The sequence below is a fragment of the Bradyrhizobium sp. Leo114 genome, assembly GCF_055229415.2.
In genome coordinates this window covers 56,320-73,505 of record NZ_JBUYEN020000028.1, presented here as the reverse complement: position 1 = coordinate 73,505, position 17,186 = coordinate 56,320, and the positions used below count along the sequence as shown (strand labels likewise).

Here is a 17,186-nt window from a genome sequence, read left to right as displayed (position 1 = left end):
CACCGCTCCGCGACGAGGGCGCTCACTGCGGATGGTCGGCGAGTTCCTGGTCGCTCCTGCCCCAGTCCTGCCAGAGCTGCAGCGCACCCAGCAGAACCACCAGCGCGCCGAGGATGCCGTGCCACACCTGCAGCAGGGTGTCGCCGGAATAGCCGAAGAGGAAGGGCGAAGCGATCAGCCAGCAGCCGAGCACGATGGCTGCCACCTCCTCCCAGCGCTGCAGGGCGACATATTCGAGCTGGGCCAGGCCGAACACCAGCATGCCAATCACGAAGGTGTTGAGGATCATGATGCTGCGGTCGGCATCGACGACGTCGCGGCCGGCCTGCATCGGAAACCACGGCGAGACGACGATCAGCACGCCGAGCAGCATGCCGAACCAGTCCTCCCAAGGTCTATGGGTGCTAAAGAAACGCTTATCCGACATGGTAGACATGGTAGACCTCCCTGGAAAAGAGGCATACGTCAGCAGCCAGCGATTATGACATTGCAGGACCAAACGACCATCTGGCCGCTTCGGGGCGTATGTCTTGAAAAAAACGTAGGCCGGTTATGATCGGCTTGCAAGGCGGGCGATTGCCATTTCGCGGGACAACCGCGGGGCGATGCCGCGATGCAAACAACAGGAATGAGATGATGGATGGACGTGTGAACGAAGCCGTAGTCAACAACCCGGGGCGCAAGCGCTACGAGCTCGCAGTCGATGGACATATTGCCGCGACCTACTACGAGAAAGCGGATGGTGTGGTCACGTTCGTCCACACCGAAGTGCCGCCGGAGCTCGGCGGCAAGGGGATCGGCTCAAAGCTGGTCCGCGGCGCGCTGGACCGGGTGCGCGCCGAGGGCTTGAAGGTGATCGCGCAATGCCCGTTCGTGAAGGCCTTCATCGAGAAACACGCGGATTACCAGGATCTGCTGAAACACTGAAAGCGTAGACATCAGACATGACATCGGTCCGCAATAACAGCGCACAAAGCCGCTTCGAACTCGACGTCGAAGGCGGCGTCGCCTTCGCAAACTACCGCGCGACGCCGTCGGCCATCATCATCACCCACACCGAGACGCCGCGTGCGCTGCGCGGCCGCGGCATCGCCTCCGAACTCGTCAAGGGCGCGCTGGAATTGATCCGCGCCGACGGCCACAAGGTGATCGCCGGCTGCGGCTTTGTCGTCGACTATCTCAGCAAGCACCCCGAATATCGGGATCTCGTGGCGTGAGAGTCGGGCGGCCTGCTACACGATCCGGATTGACATGTCCGGCAGGCCCTCGAGCTTGCACAGCAGCACGTCGCCCTTGACCACCGGGCCGACATTTTCCGGCGTGCCGGAATAGATGATGTCGCCAGCCTTCAGCTCGAAGGCTTCCGACAGTTTTGCGATCTGCTCGGCGACGCTCCAGATCATGTTCCGCAGGTCCGAGTTCTGCCTGACGGTGCCGTTGACCGCGAGCGAGATCGCGCCCTGGGTGAAATGTCCGGTCTTGGAAGCCGGATGGATCGGACCGATCACTGCGGCATGGTCAAAGCTCTTGCCGATCTCCCAAGGCTTCTTCTCAGCGGCCATGCCGTTCTGCAGGTCGCGGCGGGTCATATCGAGACCGAGCGCATAGCCGTAGACGTGATCCAGCGCCTTGTCGGCGGGAATGTTGGTGCCGCCGGATTTCAGCGCTGCGACGAGTTCGACCTCGTGATGATAGTTTTTCGTCAGCGACGGATAGGGATGATCGGCAACTGTCCCGATCTCAACGTTCTGGATCGCATCGGTCGGCTTCTGGAAGAAGAACGGCGGCTCGCGCGTCGGATCGGAGCCGCGCTCGATCGCGTGCGCGGCATAGTTGCGGCCGATGCAATAGATGCGGCGGACCTGGAATACCTCGGTCTCGCCGACAATCGGGATCGTCGTCGCCGCCACCGGAAACATCGCCTTCGGCCCAGCCTGCGCCTCAGCGGACGTCGCCTGCGCAGCCGTTCCCGCCAGCGCGAGCGCGCCGGTGGCCAGCATGGTCCTGCGATCGATCGTAGTCATGGGCGTTTCTCCTTCGTTGTTGTTATCTGGGGTCAAAAAAAGGCCCGCGACGATCGCGGGCCTCCGAATCCTAAGTACGAGCGTCGCCTTAGTGCTTGATTTCCGGCGGCAGCTTGCCGCCATTGGCGGCGAGCTTGGTCATCACCTGCTTGTGCAGCCAGATGTTCATGCTCGCGGAATCATTGGTATCGCCGGTGTAGCCGAGTTCCTTGGCAAGCTCCTTGCGCGCGGACAGGCTCGAATCGATGTCGAGCGCCTTCATCAGGTCGACGATCGATGTGCGCCACTCAAGCTTCTCCTTCTTCGCGGCGACGGCCGCATCCAAAATCGGAGCGACGTCGACGCTCTGCGCAGGCGCTGCAGCCGTAGCAGTCGGCGAGGTGCCGGCCGCGGGCGCGCTCCCCGCAGGCGCACCGCTAGCCGGCGCCGCAGTCGCTGTGCTGCTGCCAAAGATCGAGCTCATGATTTTTCCGAAAATGCTCATCGTTCACTCCAAAGGACTTGAGATATGGTGTCAGGTGGTTCTCTCGGGGCTCTTTTCGACCGGCAGCACCCGCCCGGGTCGCAAAATGATTTTACCCGGACCAGCCAAGGTTGCCAATGCGACATTCACCGAAGCGTGAGCGCGTCTGTCCCGGTTTCGGAGTACCGTGACATCTCAGTTCGCGACATGGCCGGTTGGGTGTCTTCGCGTCTGGCCTGTTCGTGATCGCTTAGGAGACGGCACGTCGTGCCCTCGCTCGCGGGCACAGAAATGCGGCCGCGCAGGGAGACAACCACTATGGCCACCTATCACGACAATGTCACATCATTGACGCAGAACGGACAGGAAGTCGCGACTGCGCCCGAGATCCGCACCATCGGTCTTGGCGATCTGCATCGCGCCCTGCAGCTCGGCTGGGAGGATTTCAAAGCCGTGCCAAGCCACGCCGTCATCTTGTGCGTGGTCTATCCGGTGTTGGGCCTGGTGCTTGCCCGCGTCGTGCACGGCTATTCCGTGCTGCCGCTGTTGTTCCCGTTGGCCGCGGGCTTCGCCATGCTCGGCCCGTTCGCGGCGATCGGTCTCTATGAACTCAGTCGCCGTCGTGAGAATGGCGAAGAACCTTCTGCATGGGACGCGCTCGAGATCGTCCGCTCGCCGTCATTCGGCGCCATGCTTGGATTAGGCACGCTGCTGTTCGCGCTGTTCGTGACCTGGATCGCCACGGCGCAGGCCATCTATGTCTCGGCATTCGGCTATGCGACGGCTGCGGGGATACCCGATTTCTTCACGCAGGTGCTGACGACAACGCAAGGCTGGTGGTTGATCCTGGTCGGCTGCGGCGTCGGCTTTCTCTTCGCCCTGCTCGCGCTTTGCATCAGCGTGGTGTCGTTCCCGATGATGCTCGACCGTCACGCCACGACCGGTGAAGCCATGGTCACCTCGCTGCGCGCGGTCGCGCGCAATCCGCTACCAATGGCCGCCTGGGGCCTGATCGTTGCGGCATTGCTAGTGCTGGGAACGCTGCCTTTCTTCCTCGGCCTCGCCGTTGTCATTCCCCTGCTCGGCCATGCCACCTGGCATCTCTACCGGCAGGTGATCGTTCCCGATCCCAATGTGCGACCGTTCCCGCCGCGCCCGCGCGAGCGCAAGCCTGCCGCCGACTTCCCCGCCAACCTGTTCCCATGGCGGCGGAAGGACAGCGCGTAGATCTTCGGCAAATCCATTCATCTCCGGCCTGGTGCGCGAGCACCGGATCGGAGATGCGCAGGGGCCAGCTCCAAAATATGTTATCGCCCCGGCATGATGGATTGACTTGCTCGCGTAACGCCCAGAAGCCTTGTTTTGGCCGCTGTTGCCGCAAACATTTTGGTAGCGTTTCGAGATTAGTGTCGATGGTGCGTCGACATGGAGTGAGTGATTTCATGAGCTTTCGCTTTTCCCTCCGGACTGCGCTGGGAGCCCTGCTCCTGACCCTCTGCACGCCTTCGTTCGCCGCGACCTGCGGCAGCGGCTCGTTCGATACGTGGCTGGACGACTTCAAGAAGGAGGCGGCGTCGAAGGGGATTTCGCAGTCCGCGATCCAGGTCGGCCTGAACGGCGTCACACTCGACAAGAACGTGCTCACGCGCGACCAGTCGCAGAAGGTGTTCAGTCAGACTTTCGAGGAATTCTCGGGACGCATGGTGCCGCCCCGCCTCACCCGTGGCGCCAACATGATGAAGCAGTACGGCTCGGTGCTGTCCCGCATCGAGGAGGCGTATGGCGTGCCAGGCGAAGTGCTGGTGGCGATCTGGGGACTGGAGACCGATTTCGGCGTCAACATCGGCAAATTCCCGACGATGCGGGCGCTGGCGACGCTCGCCTATGATTGCCGCCGCTCCGATATGTTCAGGGCCGAGCTTCTGGATGCGCTCCGCATCATCGAGCGCGGCGATGTCCCTGCGCAGGAACTGCGCGGCGCATGGGCCGGCGAGATCGGCCAGACCCAGTTCATGCCGTCGAACTACATCAAATTCGCAGTCGATTTCGACGGCAATGGCCGCCGCGATCTCCTGCACAGCGCGCCCGATGTGCTGGCCTCGACCGCGAATTTCTTCGCCAACCATGGCTGGCAACGCGGCAAGAATTGGGAGCCAGGCAATCCGAACTTCGCGGTAATCCAGCAATGGAACAAGAGCGAGGTTTACGCCCGGACCGTCGCCTATTTTGCCACCCAGCTTACCCGAGCGCCCTAAAGCGTTTGCGAGCGAAGCATGCCCTCGGACTTGATCCGAGGGTGGACGCCGGTTCGCGTCAAGCAAACGCGTCAAAAAGAAATCTAACGCCCCTCTGTCTTTAAGGAGCCGATCGCCGCAGGGCGATCGGCTCCTTCGAGAGGCCTTGCCTCCTACTTCGCCTCGCCGGCGTGCATGGCCTTGTTCAGATGCGCCGCGCACACGCCCATCTTGCCACCGAGCAGAGCGTCCTGGGCTTGGGCAATCTCCTTTTGCGCCACGATTTTGCCTGGACCGTCCGCCATGTTCTCGACCATAGATTCAGTCTTGCTGAGATTGTCGCCGCTGCAGCCGGCGCTCACCTTGGCGGCGTGGGCAGGAATGGCCGCGTAAGCAATGACAGCCATCGCAGTCGCTGCGATCAGTTTGTTGCGCATGGTATTTTCCCCATTTTCTGTATTATTTGAACGGAAGCCGACGTCATTGCCGGAATCCGTGACAACAATTGTTCGCCCATCATCGAAAAGTTCAGAATGAATTCCGCGCGATAGAGATGTGATCGACGCTGCGAGCAAAGCACGCATGCGTTGCATCGATTTTTCATTACAGCCCGGTAAGGAAACGCCGCGTAAGAGATCGTTGCCGCTCGCCCGGTGCGACGTGCCGTCTCCTCTCCTCACGAACCGAATTCCCGCGGACCGGGAACTGCGGGTTCAGCGTCGGCGACGAGTCCTTCGTGCGAACATCCTTGGGTGACTACGCTGAGGGGTGGACGGTCTGCCAGACGATGATCCTGCGCCTGGCTTCGGGCGCTCGGTCCGACGCCAACTCCTAGATGGCGAAGGAATGTTCTTCTAAATCTGCCCCAGAAGAAATGATTTTTATTTCATTTCTAAGAGACGCATGCGAATCACGCATGAGAAGCGAGCCCTTGCGAGTTGACCTCCGCATGACGCCAATCGGGTTTCAACGTTTGATTTCGGCACTGATAGCCACGACATGCTTCAGGGGCGACAGAGACGCTATTCTTGTAACAAGCCAGTGATTTTACGGGCTTTTTCTGATCTCCGACAGGCCTCACACCGGGACCGCCCGCGCCTTCTCGGGCAGCCCCATGAAGGGTTAATCGACCCTTACTTTGTCATGCATTTTTCACTTAGCTGCATCGCAACATAAGCGCTACCGCACCGCATCAACTCAACTTATGTTCACTTCATCAACGATGACGCGTGCCGAAACGCTGAATCGTAATTTCTAGGAGACTACCATGTTACTCTCGCTCATCCGCATGATCCGGGCTTTCCGGGATTATCAGCGTAATGTTGCCGAGCTGTCGCAGCTTAGCGATCGCGAGCTGGCGGACATCGGCCTCGATCGCTCCGATATCCCGCGCGTCGCCTCTGGGCACTACAACGGCTAATCGTTCGTCAGCCCATCAATGAACGGATAACGCCCGCTGCTTTACGCGGGCGTTCTCGTATTCTCTCCCCAGTTTCTCTGCCCGGTTTCAGATGCGCTCGCGGAAAAAACGCGCTAACCCTGCGCGATGACCAAACCCTTTACAGATCCTGTCCACATCATCGGCGCCGGCCTTGCCGGTTCCGAAGCCGCTTGGCAGGTGGCGAGCGCCGGCGGGCGCGTGGTGCTGCACGAGATGCGCCCGCAACGGATGACCGAGGCCCATCGCACCGATGGCCTTGCCGAGCTCGTCTGCTCCAATTCCTTCCGCTCCGATGACGCCGCCAACAACGCGGTCGGCCTGCTGCATGCCGAGATGCGCCGGCTCGGCTCGCTGATCATGCGCGCCGCCGATACCAACCAGGTGCCCGCCGGCGGGGCGCTGGCGGTCGATCGCGAGGGGTTCTCCACGGCGGTCACCAAGGCCCTCAACGACCATCCCCTGATCGAGATTCGCCGCGAGGAGATCGCGGGCCTACCGCCCGCCGAATGGCGCAATATGATCGTTGCGACAGGCCCCCTCACCTCGGCGCCGCTGGCGGGCGCCATCCGCGAGCTCACTGACGAAAGCGCGCTCGCCTTCTTCGATGCCATTGCGCCGATCGTGCACAAGGACTCCATCGACATGAACGTGGCGTGGTTCCAGTCGCGCTACGACAAGGTCGGCCCAGGCGGAACCGGCGCCGACTACATCAACTGCCCGATGACGAAGGAGCAGTATGACGCGTTCGTCGACGCGCTGCTGGCCGGCGAGAAGGTGGACTTCAAGGACTGGGAGACCAACACCCCCTATTTCGACGGCTGCCTGCCGGTCGAGGTGATGGCCGAGCGCGGGCGCGAGACGCTGCGGCACGGTCCGATGAAGCCGGTTGGCCTCACCAATCCTCACGATCCCACAACAAAGCCTTACGCGATCGTACAGCTTCGCCAGGACAACAAGCTCGGCACGCTCTACAACATGGTCGGCTTCCAGACCAAGTTGAAGCACGGCGCCCAGCAGCGCGTGTTCCGCACCATTCCGGGTCTCGAGCACGCCGAATTCGCCAGGCTCGGCGGATTGCACCGCAACACCTTCCTGAACTCGCCCAAGCTTCTGGATTCACAACTACGGCTGCGCGCCGAGCCGCGATTGCGCTTCGCCGGCCAGATGACCGGCTGCGAAGGTTATGTGGAGTCCGCCAGCATCGGCCTGCTCACCGGCCTCTATGCCGCAGCGAACGCTGGCGGCCATTCGCTGGCGCCGCCGCCTTCGACCACGGCGCTGGGCGCGCTGCTCGGCCACATCACCGGCGGCCATATCGAGACCATCGACACGGGTCCGCGCTCGTTCCAGCCGATGAACATCAATTTCGGCTTGTTCCCGCCTCTGGCCAGCCCGCCAACGAAGAAACCCGACGGCACGCGGCTCCGCGGCAACGAGAAGACGGTAGCGAAGAAGCAGGCGATGTCCGCCCGCGCGCTTGCCGATCTCGACCGCTGGATATCGGAGCATTTGCACGTCGCGGCGGCGGCTTGAGCCATGAGCTTGCCGAAACACGACGCCGCCACCCTGTCGGCGCGATGGCGCGAAGGAGTCCTGCTCAAGCGCGACGTGTTCTCGACCGTCGAGCGCGGCCGTTTCCGCATCGAGACCAGCGAAACCGATGCGGTGCTGCGCCGACTCGACCTGGTGCCGTTCTGGTCGTTTCCACTGGCGCTGCACCTGTTTTCGCGCGAGCGGCGCGCGCTGTCGCTGGCGCGCGACCTCGACGTCGGACCGAAACTGCTGTGGGCGGGACAACGCGCGCTGGTACGCGGGTTCATCGACGGCGTGGCGCTGCACTTGGCCAAGCCACATGGCGATGTCGCCTATTTCCGCTCGGCCAAGGATGCGCTGCGCAGACTGCATCGCGCCGGCATCTGCCACAACGATCTCGCCAAGGAGCAGAACTGGCTGGTCGGCCGCAACGGCTGCGCCTATCTCACCGATTTCCAGCTCGCCGCCTGCTTCAAGCGCCGCAGCCGTCTGTTCCGCATCGCGGCCTATGAGGACTTGCGGCACCTGCTGAAGCACAAGCGCAGCTATGCGCCGGAGGCGCTGACCCCGAAGGAACGCAAGATCCTCGCACGCAAGTCCGTCGTCGCCAGCGTCTGGCTCAAGACCGGCAAGAAGGTCTACCAGGCGATCACCCGCGGACTCTTCAATTTCACCGATCGCGAAGGCGGCGGCCGGCGGCTGGTCAATGACGCGCCGGTCTTGATTGATCTGATCCGGAAGAACCCTGAAGTGCGCGACACCGCGATCGTCGCTTTCGCCGACCGCCGCGTCGGCGTCGGGCTCTATGCCTTTGTGGAAGCCGACGAGGCCGCGCTGGAGAAGAAGCTGCGCAACACGCTCGCCTCAGCCAAGGGCGTCAAGCCGCCCGAGCATATCCAGGTCGTCCATGCGCTGCCGCGCGATGCCGCGGGCAAGCCGCGCACCGAGATATTGCAGCTCGTGGCGATGAACCAGATCGACCTGATCGAGCCGATGATGCAGAACGAGACCGACCGCGCCTTCCTCAAGGACATCCTTGAGCAGCGCAAAAATCTTCGCGACCGATTCAATTTCGAGGTCGCGGAAATGGATCGGCTGACGCGGTAACCGTTCGGCATCGCCACCTCGACAATGCCATCGTTGCGAAGCACCTTTGGAATCGATCCCAAGGAGAGTGCTTCAATGCCGCTGACGCGTGGCAAGATTGGCGGACATGATTCCGAACGGCTCGCATTCACGTTCACGATGTTGAACGACGGCGAAGCCGTGGAGTGTCAGATCAGCGACGCCGCGATGGACGAGCTTGCGGGAACGCGCGGCACACCAAGCATCGCGCGGCAGGGGCAGTTTGTGTCGCTGCGCGACGAGATCGAGAAGATCGCGTCCGGCCTGTTCGATGCCGGCCCGGTCGTGAAGGGCCGCACGATCAGGATCTTCACCAAGCACATCGGCAAGTAATGCGCGGTGTTAGCCGCCGAACTCCCGTCGCCGCGACGCCCGCCACGTGGTCCACAGGACCCGCAGCCGTGATGTGACCTGCGGGGCGAAGGGATTGCTGCCGGCCCGCGATATCCGCGCGAGATCGCGCTCGGCCAGCGCCAATGGCAGGAAGATCGGCCGCGTCGCCGGCGGGACCGTCGGCAGCAGCGAGAACGCGGTCTTCAGATGACTGCTCGCCTCACTGATGAGCTGGTCGATCGCCGCGCGCAGTTGGGGCGTCTGCTTGCCGGAGAACACGTCTTCGATTCCGCCGCCGTGCTGCTCAAGGAACTGCAGTGGCAGGAACAATTGCCGCCGCGAAGCATCGCGCGGCAATGCGGCGATCACTTGCGCGATACCTTGCGCGAGCCCGGCGTGCTGTGCGAGGTGATCGATCTCCTCGGAGGGTTGTGCCATCACGCGCGCAGCGAGCGAGAACAGCGCCGAGGCGGTCTCGTTGAGATAGCCCTCGAGCGCCGCCATCGACGGCATCGGATCGTTGTAGAGATCGAACTGGTGCTCCTCGACCAGCCGCGACAGCGGCTCAACGGGCAGCCGGAAATTCCTGATCGCGAGCAGCAGTTCCGCAGCCACCGGGTTGCCTTCGACGCTGCCATGTCGGCTGCCTGCGAGCATGTCGGTCCACCATTGCAGGCGTATCTCGCCAGGCAAGGGTTGGCTGACCAGCTCATGAACGCGGGAAATTTCGGCGTTGAAGGCGTAGATCCCGAGCAGCGCGCGGCGTTCGCGCGCCGGCACGAACAGCGTGGAGGCATAGCGCGCGAAATCATGCGTGCGCACCAGGTCGGCGCAGAATGCCGCGGCGTCCGTGCGGCCGGACCCGGACTCGGTCATGGCACCGCAATCAGCGCCGCCGCCACCCGCCGACGCTCGCCCAACATGATGTTGTAGGTGCGGATCGCAGGCCCCGTCTGCATCGTATCCAACACCACATGCACCGCGCGCAAGGCATCCCGCAGCGCCTTGGGCGCTATCCATACTTCGGTGCCGGTGCCGACGATCAGCGTGTCGATGATGTTGGCCTTCGCGAACACACGTTCGAGCGAGTATCGGTCGATCTGCTGCGGCGTCGTCACCGGCCAGGCCCAGATGCCATCGGGCAGGCAGAGCAGCGAGCCCCGATGCGACATGTCGGCAAAGGCGAAGCCGCCCTTGCCGTAGGCCTCGATCGGCGCCGACCTCGGAAGATGTGGAGCGTCCGAGGATTGAGCCATGGAGCTACTTCTTGACCGCTGCTTCCGGCTTCCTGGCCGGCGTTTCCGGCGCGTCGCCGCGTACGGTGCCCACGCCGAGATAGATCAGGATCGGCGCCGCGATGAAGATCGAGGTGTAGGTGCCGACCAGCACCACGCCGAACATCATCACCGCAGTGAAGCTGTGGATGGCGTTGCCACCAAACAGCAGCAGCGCCAGCAGCGCGAGCGTCACGGTGACGTGGGTGATGATCGAGCGCGACAGCGTCGAGTTGATCGATTCGTTGAGGAGCTGCGGCATCGGCATTTTCTTGTAACGCCGCAGCATCTCGCGGATACGGTCGTAGATCACGACCGTATCATTGAGCGAATACCCGAGAATCGTCAGCAGCGCGGCGATACTGGTGAGGTCGAAATCGACCTGCGAGACCGACATGAAGCCGATCGTCAGCACGATATCGTGGACGTTGGCGATCATGGCGCCGAGCGCGAACTGCCATTCGAAGCGGAACCAGAGATAGATCAGGATGCCGACGATCGCGACCATCAGGCCGAGCATGCCGTAAGCCAGCAGTTCGCCGGAGACGCGCGGGCCCACCACCTCGACGCGGCGATATTCGACGGAATCGCCGAGCGCGCCGCGGACCTTCTGCACGGCCTCCTGCTGGGCGCTGTCGCCGCCGGGCTGCTCCGCGACGCGGATCAAGACGTTGGCCGGCCCGCCGAACTGCTGCAACTGGACCTCACCGAGGTTCAAGGTGCTGAGCGTGGCGCGCATCGCGGCGATATCGGCGTTGCCGGATTTGGCCTGCACTTCCAGCAGCGTGCCGCCCCGGAAGTCGATGCCGAAATTCAGGCCGTGGGTGAAGAACAGCGTGATCGCGATGATCGAGAGCACCGCCGAGATCGGGAAGCTGATGCGGCGGAAGCGCGTGAAATCGAAATGCGTGTTGTCCGGGACGATGCGCAGCGGCGGCAGGAGGCCGAGCGCGGCGACCACGGTCAGCACGGCGATCAGGATGCCAAGGCCAATGAGAACGTAATGAGTCACAACAGGCCTCTCAGATCGGCACGGTCTTTTGCGGCCGCTTCCACCACACCCACCACGCGACGATCAGCCGCGTGAGCGTAAACGCGGTGAAGACCGTGGTAATGATGCCGATCCCGAGCGTGACGGCAAAGCCGCGCACCGGGCCGGTACCGATGTAGAACAGCACCGCAGCGGCGATGAAGGTGGTGATGTTGGAGTCGAGAATGGTCGCAAGCGCACGCTTGAAGCCGGCATCGATCGCCGAGATCGCGTTGCGCCCGCCCCGCAATTCCTCGCGGATACGCTCATAGATCAGCACGTTCGAGTCCACCGCGATGCCGACCGTGAGCACGATGCCGGCGATGCCGGGCAGCGTCAGCGTCGCGTTCAGAAGCGACAACAGGCCAAAGATCATCGCGACGTTGATGGTCACCGCGATGTTGGCGAACACGCCGAACAGGCGATAGGTCAGCAGCATGAACACGATGACCAGGATCGAGCCGACATAGGCAGCCAGTTCGCCCTTCTCGATCGAATCCTGGCCGAGCCCCGGACCGACCGTGCGCTCCTCGATCACCGTCAGCGGTGCCGGCAGCGCGCCGGCGCGCAACAGGATCGCGAGATCGTTGGCGGACTGGACCGTGAAGCTGCCCGAGATCTGGCCCTGGCCGCCGGTGATCGGCTCGCGGATCACGGGCGCGGAGATCACCTCATTGTCGAGGATGATGGCGAAGGGCTGGCCGACGTTCTCGGTCGTGGCCTGGGCAAATTTCCGTGCGCCGGAGGTATTGAAGCGGAAACTGACGATCGGCTCGCCGGTGCGCTGGTCGAATCCCGGCTGCGCGTCGGTCAGGTCGCCGCCGGAGACCAGCACCTGTTTCTTGACGACGTAGGGGATCTTCGGCGTCGACGCGCTCATCAGCAGTTCGGAATCAGGCGGAACCCTGCCCTGCTGGGCCTGGTCGGGCGGCACCGAGGTGTCGACCATCCGGAATTCCATCTTCGCGGTCTTGCCGAGCAGTTCCTTCAGACGTGTCGGGTCCTGTAGACCCGGCACTTGCACCAGGATGCGGTCGGTGCCCTGGCGCTGGATCACGGGCTCGACGGTACCGAGCTGGTTGACGCGGCGTTCGACGATCTGGATCGACTGCTCGATCGTCTGGCGGATGCGCTCGGTGATGGCAGCCTGCGGCACGGTCAGGCGGATCAGCCCGCCGCCGGCATCGGACACTTCGAGGCTGCGCTGGCCGCTGGAACCAAGCAAGCCGCCGAGCGGCTGCGAGAGCTCACGCAACTTGGAGAGCGCGGTCGGCAGGTCGGTATCGCGGCTGATCCGTACCTCCACGGCATCGTTGCGCGCGTTGAGACCGGTGTAGCCGATCTTGGCGTCGCGCAGCACGCGCCGCGCGTCGTCGCGGATCTGGTCGAGCTTCTCTTTCTTCACATAGTTGGAATCGACCTCGAGCAGCAGATAGGAGCCGCCCTGCAGGTCCAGGCCGAGCACCAGGCGCCGCTGCGCCCACCCCGGCCAGGTCTTGACCTGCGATTCCGGGAAAAAGTTCGGCACGGCGCAAAGGCACACCACGAGCGCCGTGAGGATGATCCCCAGCGCCTTCCACCGCGTGAAATACAACATCGCCTTGACCTGTCAGATCGAAAATTGCGGCGCGACGATCACTTCGCGGATGTCTCGTCCTTGGCCTCGGCTTTTTCCTTCGCCGGCTCGCCCTTGGTGCGCACGCCCGAGATCATCTGCCGCATCTGCCGCACGCGGACGCCATCGGAGATTTCGAACTCGATCTGGTCGTCGTCGACCACCTTGGTCACCTTGCCGACGAGGCCACCCGAGGTCACGATGGTGTCGCCGCGGCGAATGTTTTTGACGAGCTCGGCATGGTCTTTCACCTTCTTCTGCTGCGGGCGCAGAATCAGGAAGTACATGATCACGAAGATCAGGGCGAACGGCAGAAGCGACATCAACATGCTGTTGGCATCGCCGCCGGCTCCGGCCTGGGCAAACGCAGGAGTAATCAGCATTCGGACAATCCTCGTGAGACGGGAAAAGGACCGGCGACGCCTGGCGCGTCAAGCCCGGTCCGGGCAAATTCGCGCGGACTATAGCGGCGGCCGGCCCAATTGCAACGTTAACAGCCCCTCATTTAGGCCGCTTGCGGCAACCGCCAAGGCCCGTTAAAGGCTGCCCCCTCAGGAACTGCGCAAATGTCGAAAAAAGCCAAAAAATCAGCGCCTCGCGCCATGCCCAAACTGGCCTCCAAAGGCCCCCGCAAAACCGCGACAAAAGGTCCGGCAAGCGAGCCCAACGGCGACACCGCGGAGCGGATCGCGAACGCCCTGGAAGCGATCGCGCGCCACCTCTCCGCCGCCGCCCCGGACTCCGACGCAAGCGAGCAGCTTGGTGCGGCCGATGCTTTCGTCTGGCATCCGGACGGACGGCTCTCGAACGTCGCCCGCGTCAGCCGCGTCGAGATCTTCCTGCTCAAGGGGATCGACCGGATGCGCGACATCCTGATCGAAAATACCGAGCGCTTTGCCAACGGGCTGCCCGCCAACAACGCGCTGCTCTGGGGCGCGCGCGGCATGGGGAAATCCTCGCTGGTGAAGGCCGCACATGCCAGCATCAATCTCGACCGCAAGCCTGCGGACCGGTTGAAGCTGATCGAGATCCATCGCGAGGATATCGAGAGCCTGCCGATGCTGATGGAAGTGCTGCGCGCCTCCGATTTCCGCTTCATCGTGTTCTGCGACGACCTCTCCTTCGACGGCAACGACGCCTCGTACAAGTCGCTGAAGGCGGTGCTGGAAGGTGGCATCGAGGGACGTCCCGAGAACGTCATCCTCTATGCCACGTCCAACCGCAGGCATTTGCTCGCGCGCGAGATGATCGAGAACGAGCGCTCCACTGCGATCAATCCCGGCGAAGCGGTCGAAGAGAAGGTCTCATTGTCCGACCGCTTCGGCCTGTGGCTCGGCTTCCACCGCTGCAGCCAGGATGAATACCTCGCCATGGTCAGAGGCTATTGCGACCATTTCGGCATCAAGGTCGATGGCGAGGAATTGGAGCGCGAGGCGCTGGAATGGTCGACCACCCGCGGCTCCCGCTCCGGCCGCGTCGCCTGGCAGTTCACGCAGGAATTGGCCGGCCGGCTTGGCGTGAGGCTAGCGGGCAAGTAAGGCGCCCAGCATGGCGCGCAGAGCAGGCCAAGATTTCGATCGTCCTACGCGGGGTTTCACCCGCGTATCCATCGATCTTCACAAAAGCGCTTTGTTCAAAGATGGATTGCCGGGTCAGGCCCGGCAATGACGAAGACGGCCTCACGCGCCGTTGAGGAATTGCAGCGGATCGACCGGCGATGATCCCTTGCGGATCTCGAAGTGAAGCTGCGGCGAGCTCACCTCTCCCGACTGGCCCGACTTGGCGATCACCTGGCCGCGCTTGATCGTATCGCCGCGCTTCACCAGCAGCTCACTGGCATGGGCATAAGCGGTGACGTAGCCGTTCGAGTGCCGCACCAGGACCAGGTTGCCATAGCCCTTCAATTCGTTGCCGGAATAGGCGACCACGCCATCCTCGGCGGCCTTCACCGGCGTGCCCTCGGGCACCGCGAGGTTGATGCCGTCATTGGATTTGCCGTTGGTCTTGGCGCCATAGCCGGTGATCACCTTGCCGCGGGCCGGCCAGCGGAAGGTCGGCAACGAGCTCGTGGTCTCGCTGGGCTTGACCGCCACCGGTTCCGCGGCCGGAGCAGGCTGTTCGACATTCGCCGCGGGCTGAACCAGCCGGGCGCTTTGCGGCTGGGCGGTCGCAACCACCTTCGGTGCCGGAGCGGCTGGCGCGGCAGCGGGAGCCGGCGCAACTGCCGGCGCCGTGGGCGCGGCCGCAGCGGTCTTGGCGCCCGGGACGGTCAGCTTCATGCCTAGGCTGAGCCTGGCCGACTGATCGAGATGGTTGGCCTTGGCAAGCTCGGCCGGCGAGACGTGATGCTGGCGCGCGATGCTGTGCAGCGTGTCGCCCCTGTTGACGTAATGGACGCCTCCAACCGTGGCTGCGACCGCGACCGGCTTGCTTGCCGGCGGCGCCACGGCAGGTGCCGGCGCCGCCGCAACGGCAGCCGGACGCGGGATGACAAGCTGCTGACCGGGCGACAGCGCGCGCGGCCCTTTGTAGCCGTTGGCGCGCAGGATCTCGGCTGTCGAGACGTTGTAGCGCTTCGACAGCACTTCCAGCGTATCGCTGGTGCCGACGATGATGGTAGTGCCGCCATGGCCTGCGGGCGCGCGCGCCACCGACTGCGGCACGGCAGCAGTCGTCTCGAGACGCTGCTGCTGGGGCGCCTCAAGGCGCGGCGGTTGTTGTGGCGGCGCATAGGATGCCACGCCCCGCCCGCCCCCTGCTACGCCGGAGTTCGAGACCGGATAGGATTGCGGCGCAGCAACCGGCGGCGGCAGCGGCTGGGACTGATAGGGCTGGGACTGCGAATAGGGCGATTGCGGCCGCGCATATTGCGGCAACTCACGCCGCTCGACCGGCTGCTGCGGCACAGAGCCGGTCGCCTGGGGCTCGAAGGCGAAAGGATTGCTGGAATAAGAGTTTTGCGAGAAGCGCGTCGACATGTCGCCGCTGCACCCGGCAAAACCGACCGACATCAGCGCCAGCACCGTCACCTGCGGGACGCGGCGCGAGCGAAGCAACTCGACAAGAGCGGACATGGTTACTCACTCGTACGCAACAAAATACTGTTTTGAGTAAACACGTACCGAGTAAATAACCGCTTAACCTTCGGAATAAGGTATTGGCGCGAGGCAGCAATCCCCAGACTCTACAGTTCCCGCGCCACCCCCGGCAGGGCCGGCACGAAGCGCACGTCGACCAGTTCCTTGCGCTCGAAGCCGGTCTCGGTCCTGGTCACCCGCACCAAGGTCTGGGTACCATGGTGTGGGCCGACCGGCGCGATCAGGATGCCGCCGACCTCGAGCCGCTGCAAAAGCTTCTCCGGAATTTGCTCCATCGCGGCGGTGACGATGATGCGGTCGAAATCGCCGCCCCCGGCAGGCACGTCGAAGCCGTCGCCAAGCATGACCTCGATATTGTAGTAGCCGAGCTTCTCCAGCCGCTGGCGGGCCGTATCGGCCAATGTCCGATAGCGCTCGATGGTCAGCACATGCTTGCACAGCCGCGAGAGGACCGCGGCATGGTAGCCGGAGCCGGTGCCGATCTCGAGCACCCGGTGCTCCCGGTTGAGTTGGAGCTGTTCGGTCATGTAGGCGACCACGAAGGGCTGGCTGATGGTCTGCCCGCAGGCAATGCCGAGCGCGCTGTCGCGGTAAGCATGGTCGCGGTCATTGGCCGCGACAAACCGCTCACGCGGCACCTCCTCCATCGCACGAAGCACCGACTGGTCGCTGATGCCGCGCCGCCGCAGCGCGAGCTGAAACATCATTTTCTCGGGCGGCTCAGATGTGCTGGCCATAGCGGGTCTCGTAAGCTTGCTGCGCGGCACGGTTGCCGAGCACGATCCTAACCGATTAATGCCACACCAACTCGAAATCCCGCGTTGAGGAAAATTTCCCTCACGATCGCGTTCCCTCCCCGGAACCATAGCCATGGCGCGGCGTTGGCGAGCAAGTATTTTTATTACCCATATGATCGGCAACGACGCATGATCGAGGCTCTGTGAGGCGAGCATGAGTGCGAACGTTTACGTTGCGCCTGCGGGAGATATTTGCGAACGTGGCGCAGGGACAGGCAA

20 protein-coding genes are annotated in these 17,186 nt (G+C 63.3%); 9 read left to right on the top strand and 11 right to left on the bottom strand.

The window, feature by feature from the left end:
• Window positions 1-22: 22 nt before the first annotated feature.
• Window positions 23-427 (bottom strand): SPW repeat protein, encoded by a 405-nt coding sequence (locus ACZIRK_RS29145; protein WP_028165573.1) that lies wholly within the window; start codon window positions 425-427, stop codon window positions 23-25.
• Window positions 428-636: 209 nt separating this feature from the next.
• Between ACZIRK_RS29145 and ACZIRK_RS29140 the strand changes: the two genes are divergently transcribed.
• Together ACZIRK_RS29140 and ACZIRK_RS29135 are read left to right on the top strand one after the other, a co-directional pair.
• Entirely contained in the window at window positions 637-927 is a 291-nt protein-coding gene (locus ACZIRK_RS29140; RefSeq protein WP_130226361.1) for a GNAT family N-acetyltransferase, read from the top strand.
• A gap of 17 nt (window positions 928-944) precedes the next feature.
• Window positions 945-1,217 carry a GNAT family N-acetyltransferase gene (locus ACZIRK_RS29135; protein ID WP_028165575.1) on the top strand — a complete coding sequence of 91 codons (273 nt, stop codon included), beginning with the start codon at window positions 945-947 and terminating at the stop codon, window positions 1,215-1,217.
• Window positions 1,218-1,232: 15 nt separating this feature from the next.
• Here ACZIRK_RS29135 and ACZIRK_RS29130 read toward each other — a convergent pair whose 3' ends face one another.
• Together ACZIRK_RS29130 and ACZIRK_RS29125 are read right to left on the bottom strand one after the other, a co-directional pair.
• Entirely contained in the window at window positions 1,233-2,024 is a 792-nt protein-coding gene (locus ACZIRK_RS29130) for a fumarylacetoacetate hydrolase family protein (protein ID WP_464348264.1), read from the bottom strand.
• Between the two features lie 88 nt (window positions 2,025-2,112).
• A complete protein-coding gene (locus ACZIRK_RS29125) occupies window positions 2,113-2,508 on the bottom strand; it encodes a DUF3597 domain-containing protein (protein WP_130226363.1) in 396 nt (131 codons plus the stop codon).
• 297 nt (window positions 2,509-2,805) lie between these two features.
• Between ACZIRK_RS29125 and ACZIRK_RS29120 the strand changes: the two genes are divergently transcribed.
• Together ACZIRK_RS29120 and ACZIRK_RS29115 are read left to right on the top strand one after the other, a co-directional pair.
• A complete protein-coding gene (locus ACZIRK_RS29120) occupies window positions 2,806-3,714 on the top strand; it encodes a DUF2189 domain-containing protein (protein WP_130226364.1) in 909 nt (302 codons plus the stop codon).
• Window positions 3,715-3,929: 215 nt separating this feature from the next.
• Window positions 3,930-4,742 (top strand): lytic murein transglycosylase, encoded by an 813-nt coding sequence (locus ACZIRK_RS29115; protein ID WP_130226365.1) that lies wholly within the window; start codon window positions 3,930-3,932, stop codon window positions 4,740-4,742.
• Window positions 4,743-4,894: 152 nt separating this feature from the next.
• Here the strand turns inward: ACZIRK_RS29115 and ACZIRK_RS29110 are convergent, their stop codons facing one another.
• Window positions 4,895-5,314 carry a hypothetical protein gene (locus tag ACZIRK_RS29110; protein ID WP_245474749.1) on the bottom strand — a complete coding sequence of 140 codons (420 nt, stop codon included), beginning with the start codon at window positions 5,312-5,314 and terminating at the stop codon, window positions 4,895-4,897.
• A gap of 674 nt (window positions 5,315-5,988) precedes the next feature.
• Between ACZIRK_RS29110 and ACZIRK_RS29105 the strand changes: the two genes are divergently transcribed.
• From ACZIRK_RS29105 to ACZIRK_RS29090, 4 genes are all read left to right on the top strand, one after another.
• Window positions 5,989-6,141: a DUF1127 domain-containing protein gene (locus tag ACZIRK_RS29105; RefSeq protein ID WP_080663824.1), complete on the top strand. Its 153-nt coding sequence runs from the start codon at window positions 5,989-5,991 to the stop codon at window positions 6,139-6,141.
• A 126-nt stretch (window positions 6,142-6,267) separates the two neighbouring features.
• Window positions 6,268-7,695 carry a methylenetetrahydrofolate--tRNA-(uracil(54)-C(5))-methyltransferase (FADH(2)-oxidizing) TrmFO gene (gene trmFO, locus ACZIRK_RS29100; protein WP_130226366.1) on the top strand — a complete coding sequence of 476 codons (1,428 nt, stop codon included), beginning with the start codon at window positions 6,268-6,270 and terminating at the stop codon, window positions 7,693-7,695.
• Between the two features lie 3 nt (window positions 7,696-7,698).
• Complete coding sequence (locus tag ACZIRK_RS29095) at window positions 7,699-8,802, top strand: serine/threonine protein kinase (protein WP_130226367.1); 1,104 nt, start codon at window positions 7,699-7,701, stop codon at window positions 8,800-8,802.
• Between the two features lie 75 nt (window positions 8,803-8,877).
• The gene (locus ACZIRK_RS29090) at window positions 8,878-9,153 is read left to right on the top strand and encodes a DUF1488 family protein (RefSeq protein ID WP_130226368.1); all 276 of its coding nucleotides are present in this window, start codon (window positions 8,878-8,880) and stop codon (window positions 9,151-9,153) included.
• 9 nt (window positions 9,154-9,162) lie between these two features.
• Here the strand turns inward: ACZIRK_RS29090 and ACZIRK_RS29085 are convergent, their stop codons facing one another.
• Genes ACZIRK_RS29085 through yajC form a run of 5 tightly spaced genes read right to left on the bottom strand, consistent with a single transcriptional unit; the run spans window position 9,163 to window position 13,455 of the window.
• Window positions 9,163-10,029, bottom strand: a complete 867-nt coding sequence (locus tag ACZIRK_RS29085; protein ID WP_474418675.1) for a phytoene/squalene synthase family protein — start codon at window positions 10,027-10,029, stop codon at window positions 9,163-9,165.
• Window positions 10,026-10,409 (bottom strand): Mth938-like domain-containing protein, encoded by a 384-nt coding sequence (locus ACZIRK_RS29080; protein ID WP_028165585.1) that lies wholly within the window; start codon window positions 10,407-10,409, stop codon window positions 10,026-10,028. Before ACZIRK_RS29080 ends, ACZIRK_RS29085 begins: the two co-directional genes overlap by 4 nt.
• 4 nt (window positions 10,410-10,413) lie before the next feature.
• Window positions 10,414-11,439 (bottom strand): protein translocase subunit SecF, encoded by a 1,026-nt coding sequence (secF, locus tag ACZIRK_RS29075; protein ID WP_130226370.1) that lies wholly within the window; start codon window positions 11,437-11,439, stop codon window positions 10,414-10,416.
• Between the two features lie 10 nt (window positions 11,440-11,449).
• Window positions 11,450-13,054, bottom strand: coding sequence for a protein translocase subunit SecD (gene secD, locus ACZIRK_RS29070; RefSeq protein ID WP_130226371.1), 1,605 nt, complete (start codon window positions 13,052-13,054; stop codon window positions 11,450-11,452).
• Window positions 13,055-13,092: 38 nt separating this feature from the next.
• Window positions 13,093-13,455 (bottom strand): preprotein translocase subunit YajC, encoded by a 363-nt coding sequence (gene yajC, locus ACZIRK_RS29065; RefSeq protein ID WP_028165588.1) that lies wholly within the window; start codon window positions 13,453-13,455, stop codon window positions 13,093-13,095.
• Window positions 13,456-13,638: 183 nt separating this feature from the next.
• On the opposite strand from yajC, the gene ACZIRK_RS29060 reads away from it, so the two are divergent.
• A complete protein-coding gene (locus tag ACZIRK_RS29060) occupies window positions 13,639-14,610 on the top strand; it encodes an ATP-binding protein (protein WP_130226372.1) in 972 nt (323 codons plus the stop codon).
• Between the two features lie 141 nt (window positions 14,611-14,751).
• Here the strand turns inward: ACZIRK_RS29060 and ACZIRK_RS29055 are convergent, their stop codons facing one another.
• Together ACZIRK_RS29055 and ACZIRK_RS29050 are read right to left on the bottom strand one after the other, a co-directional pair.
• The gene (locus ACZIRK_RS29055) at window positions 14,752-16,146 is read right to left on the bottom strand and encodes a peptidoglycan DD-metalloendopeptidase family protein (RefSeq protein ID WP_474418674.1); all 1,395 of its coding nucleotides are present in this window, start codon (window positions 16,144-16,146) and stop codon (window positions 14,752-14,754) included.
• A gap of 110 nt (window positions 16,147-16,256) precedes the next feature.
• A complete protein-coding gene (locus ACZIRK_RS29050; RefSeq protein ID WP_028165591.1) occupies window positions 16,257-16,907 on the bottom strand; it encodes a protein-L-isoaspartate(D-aspartate) O-methyltransferase in 651 nt (216 codons plus the stop codon).
• Window positions 16,908-17,186 lie beyond the last annotated feature (279 nt).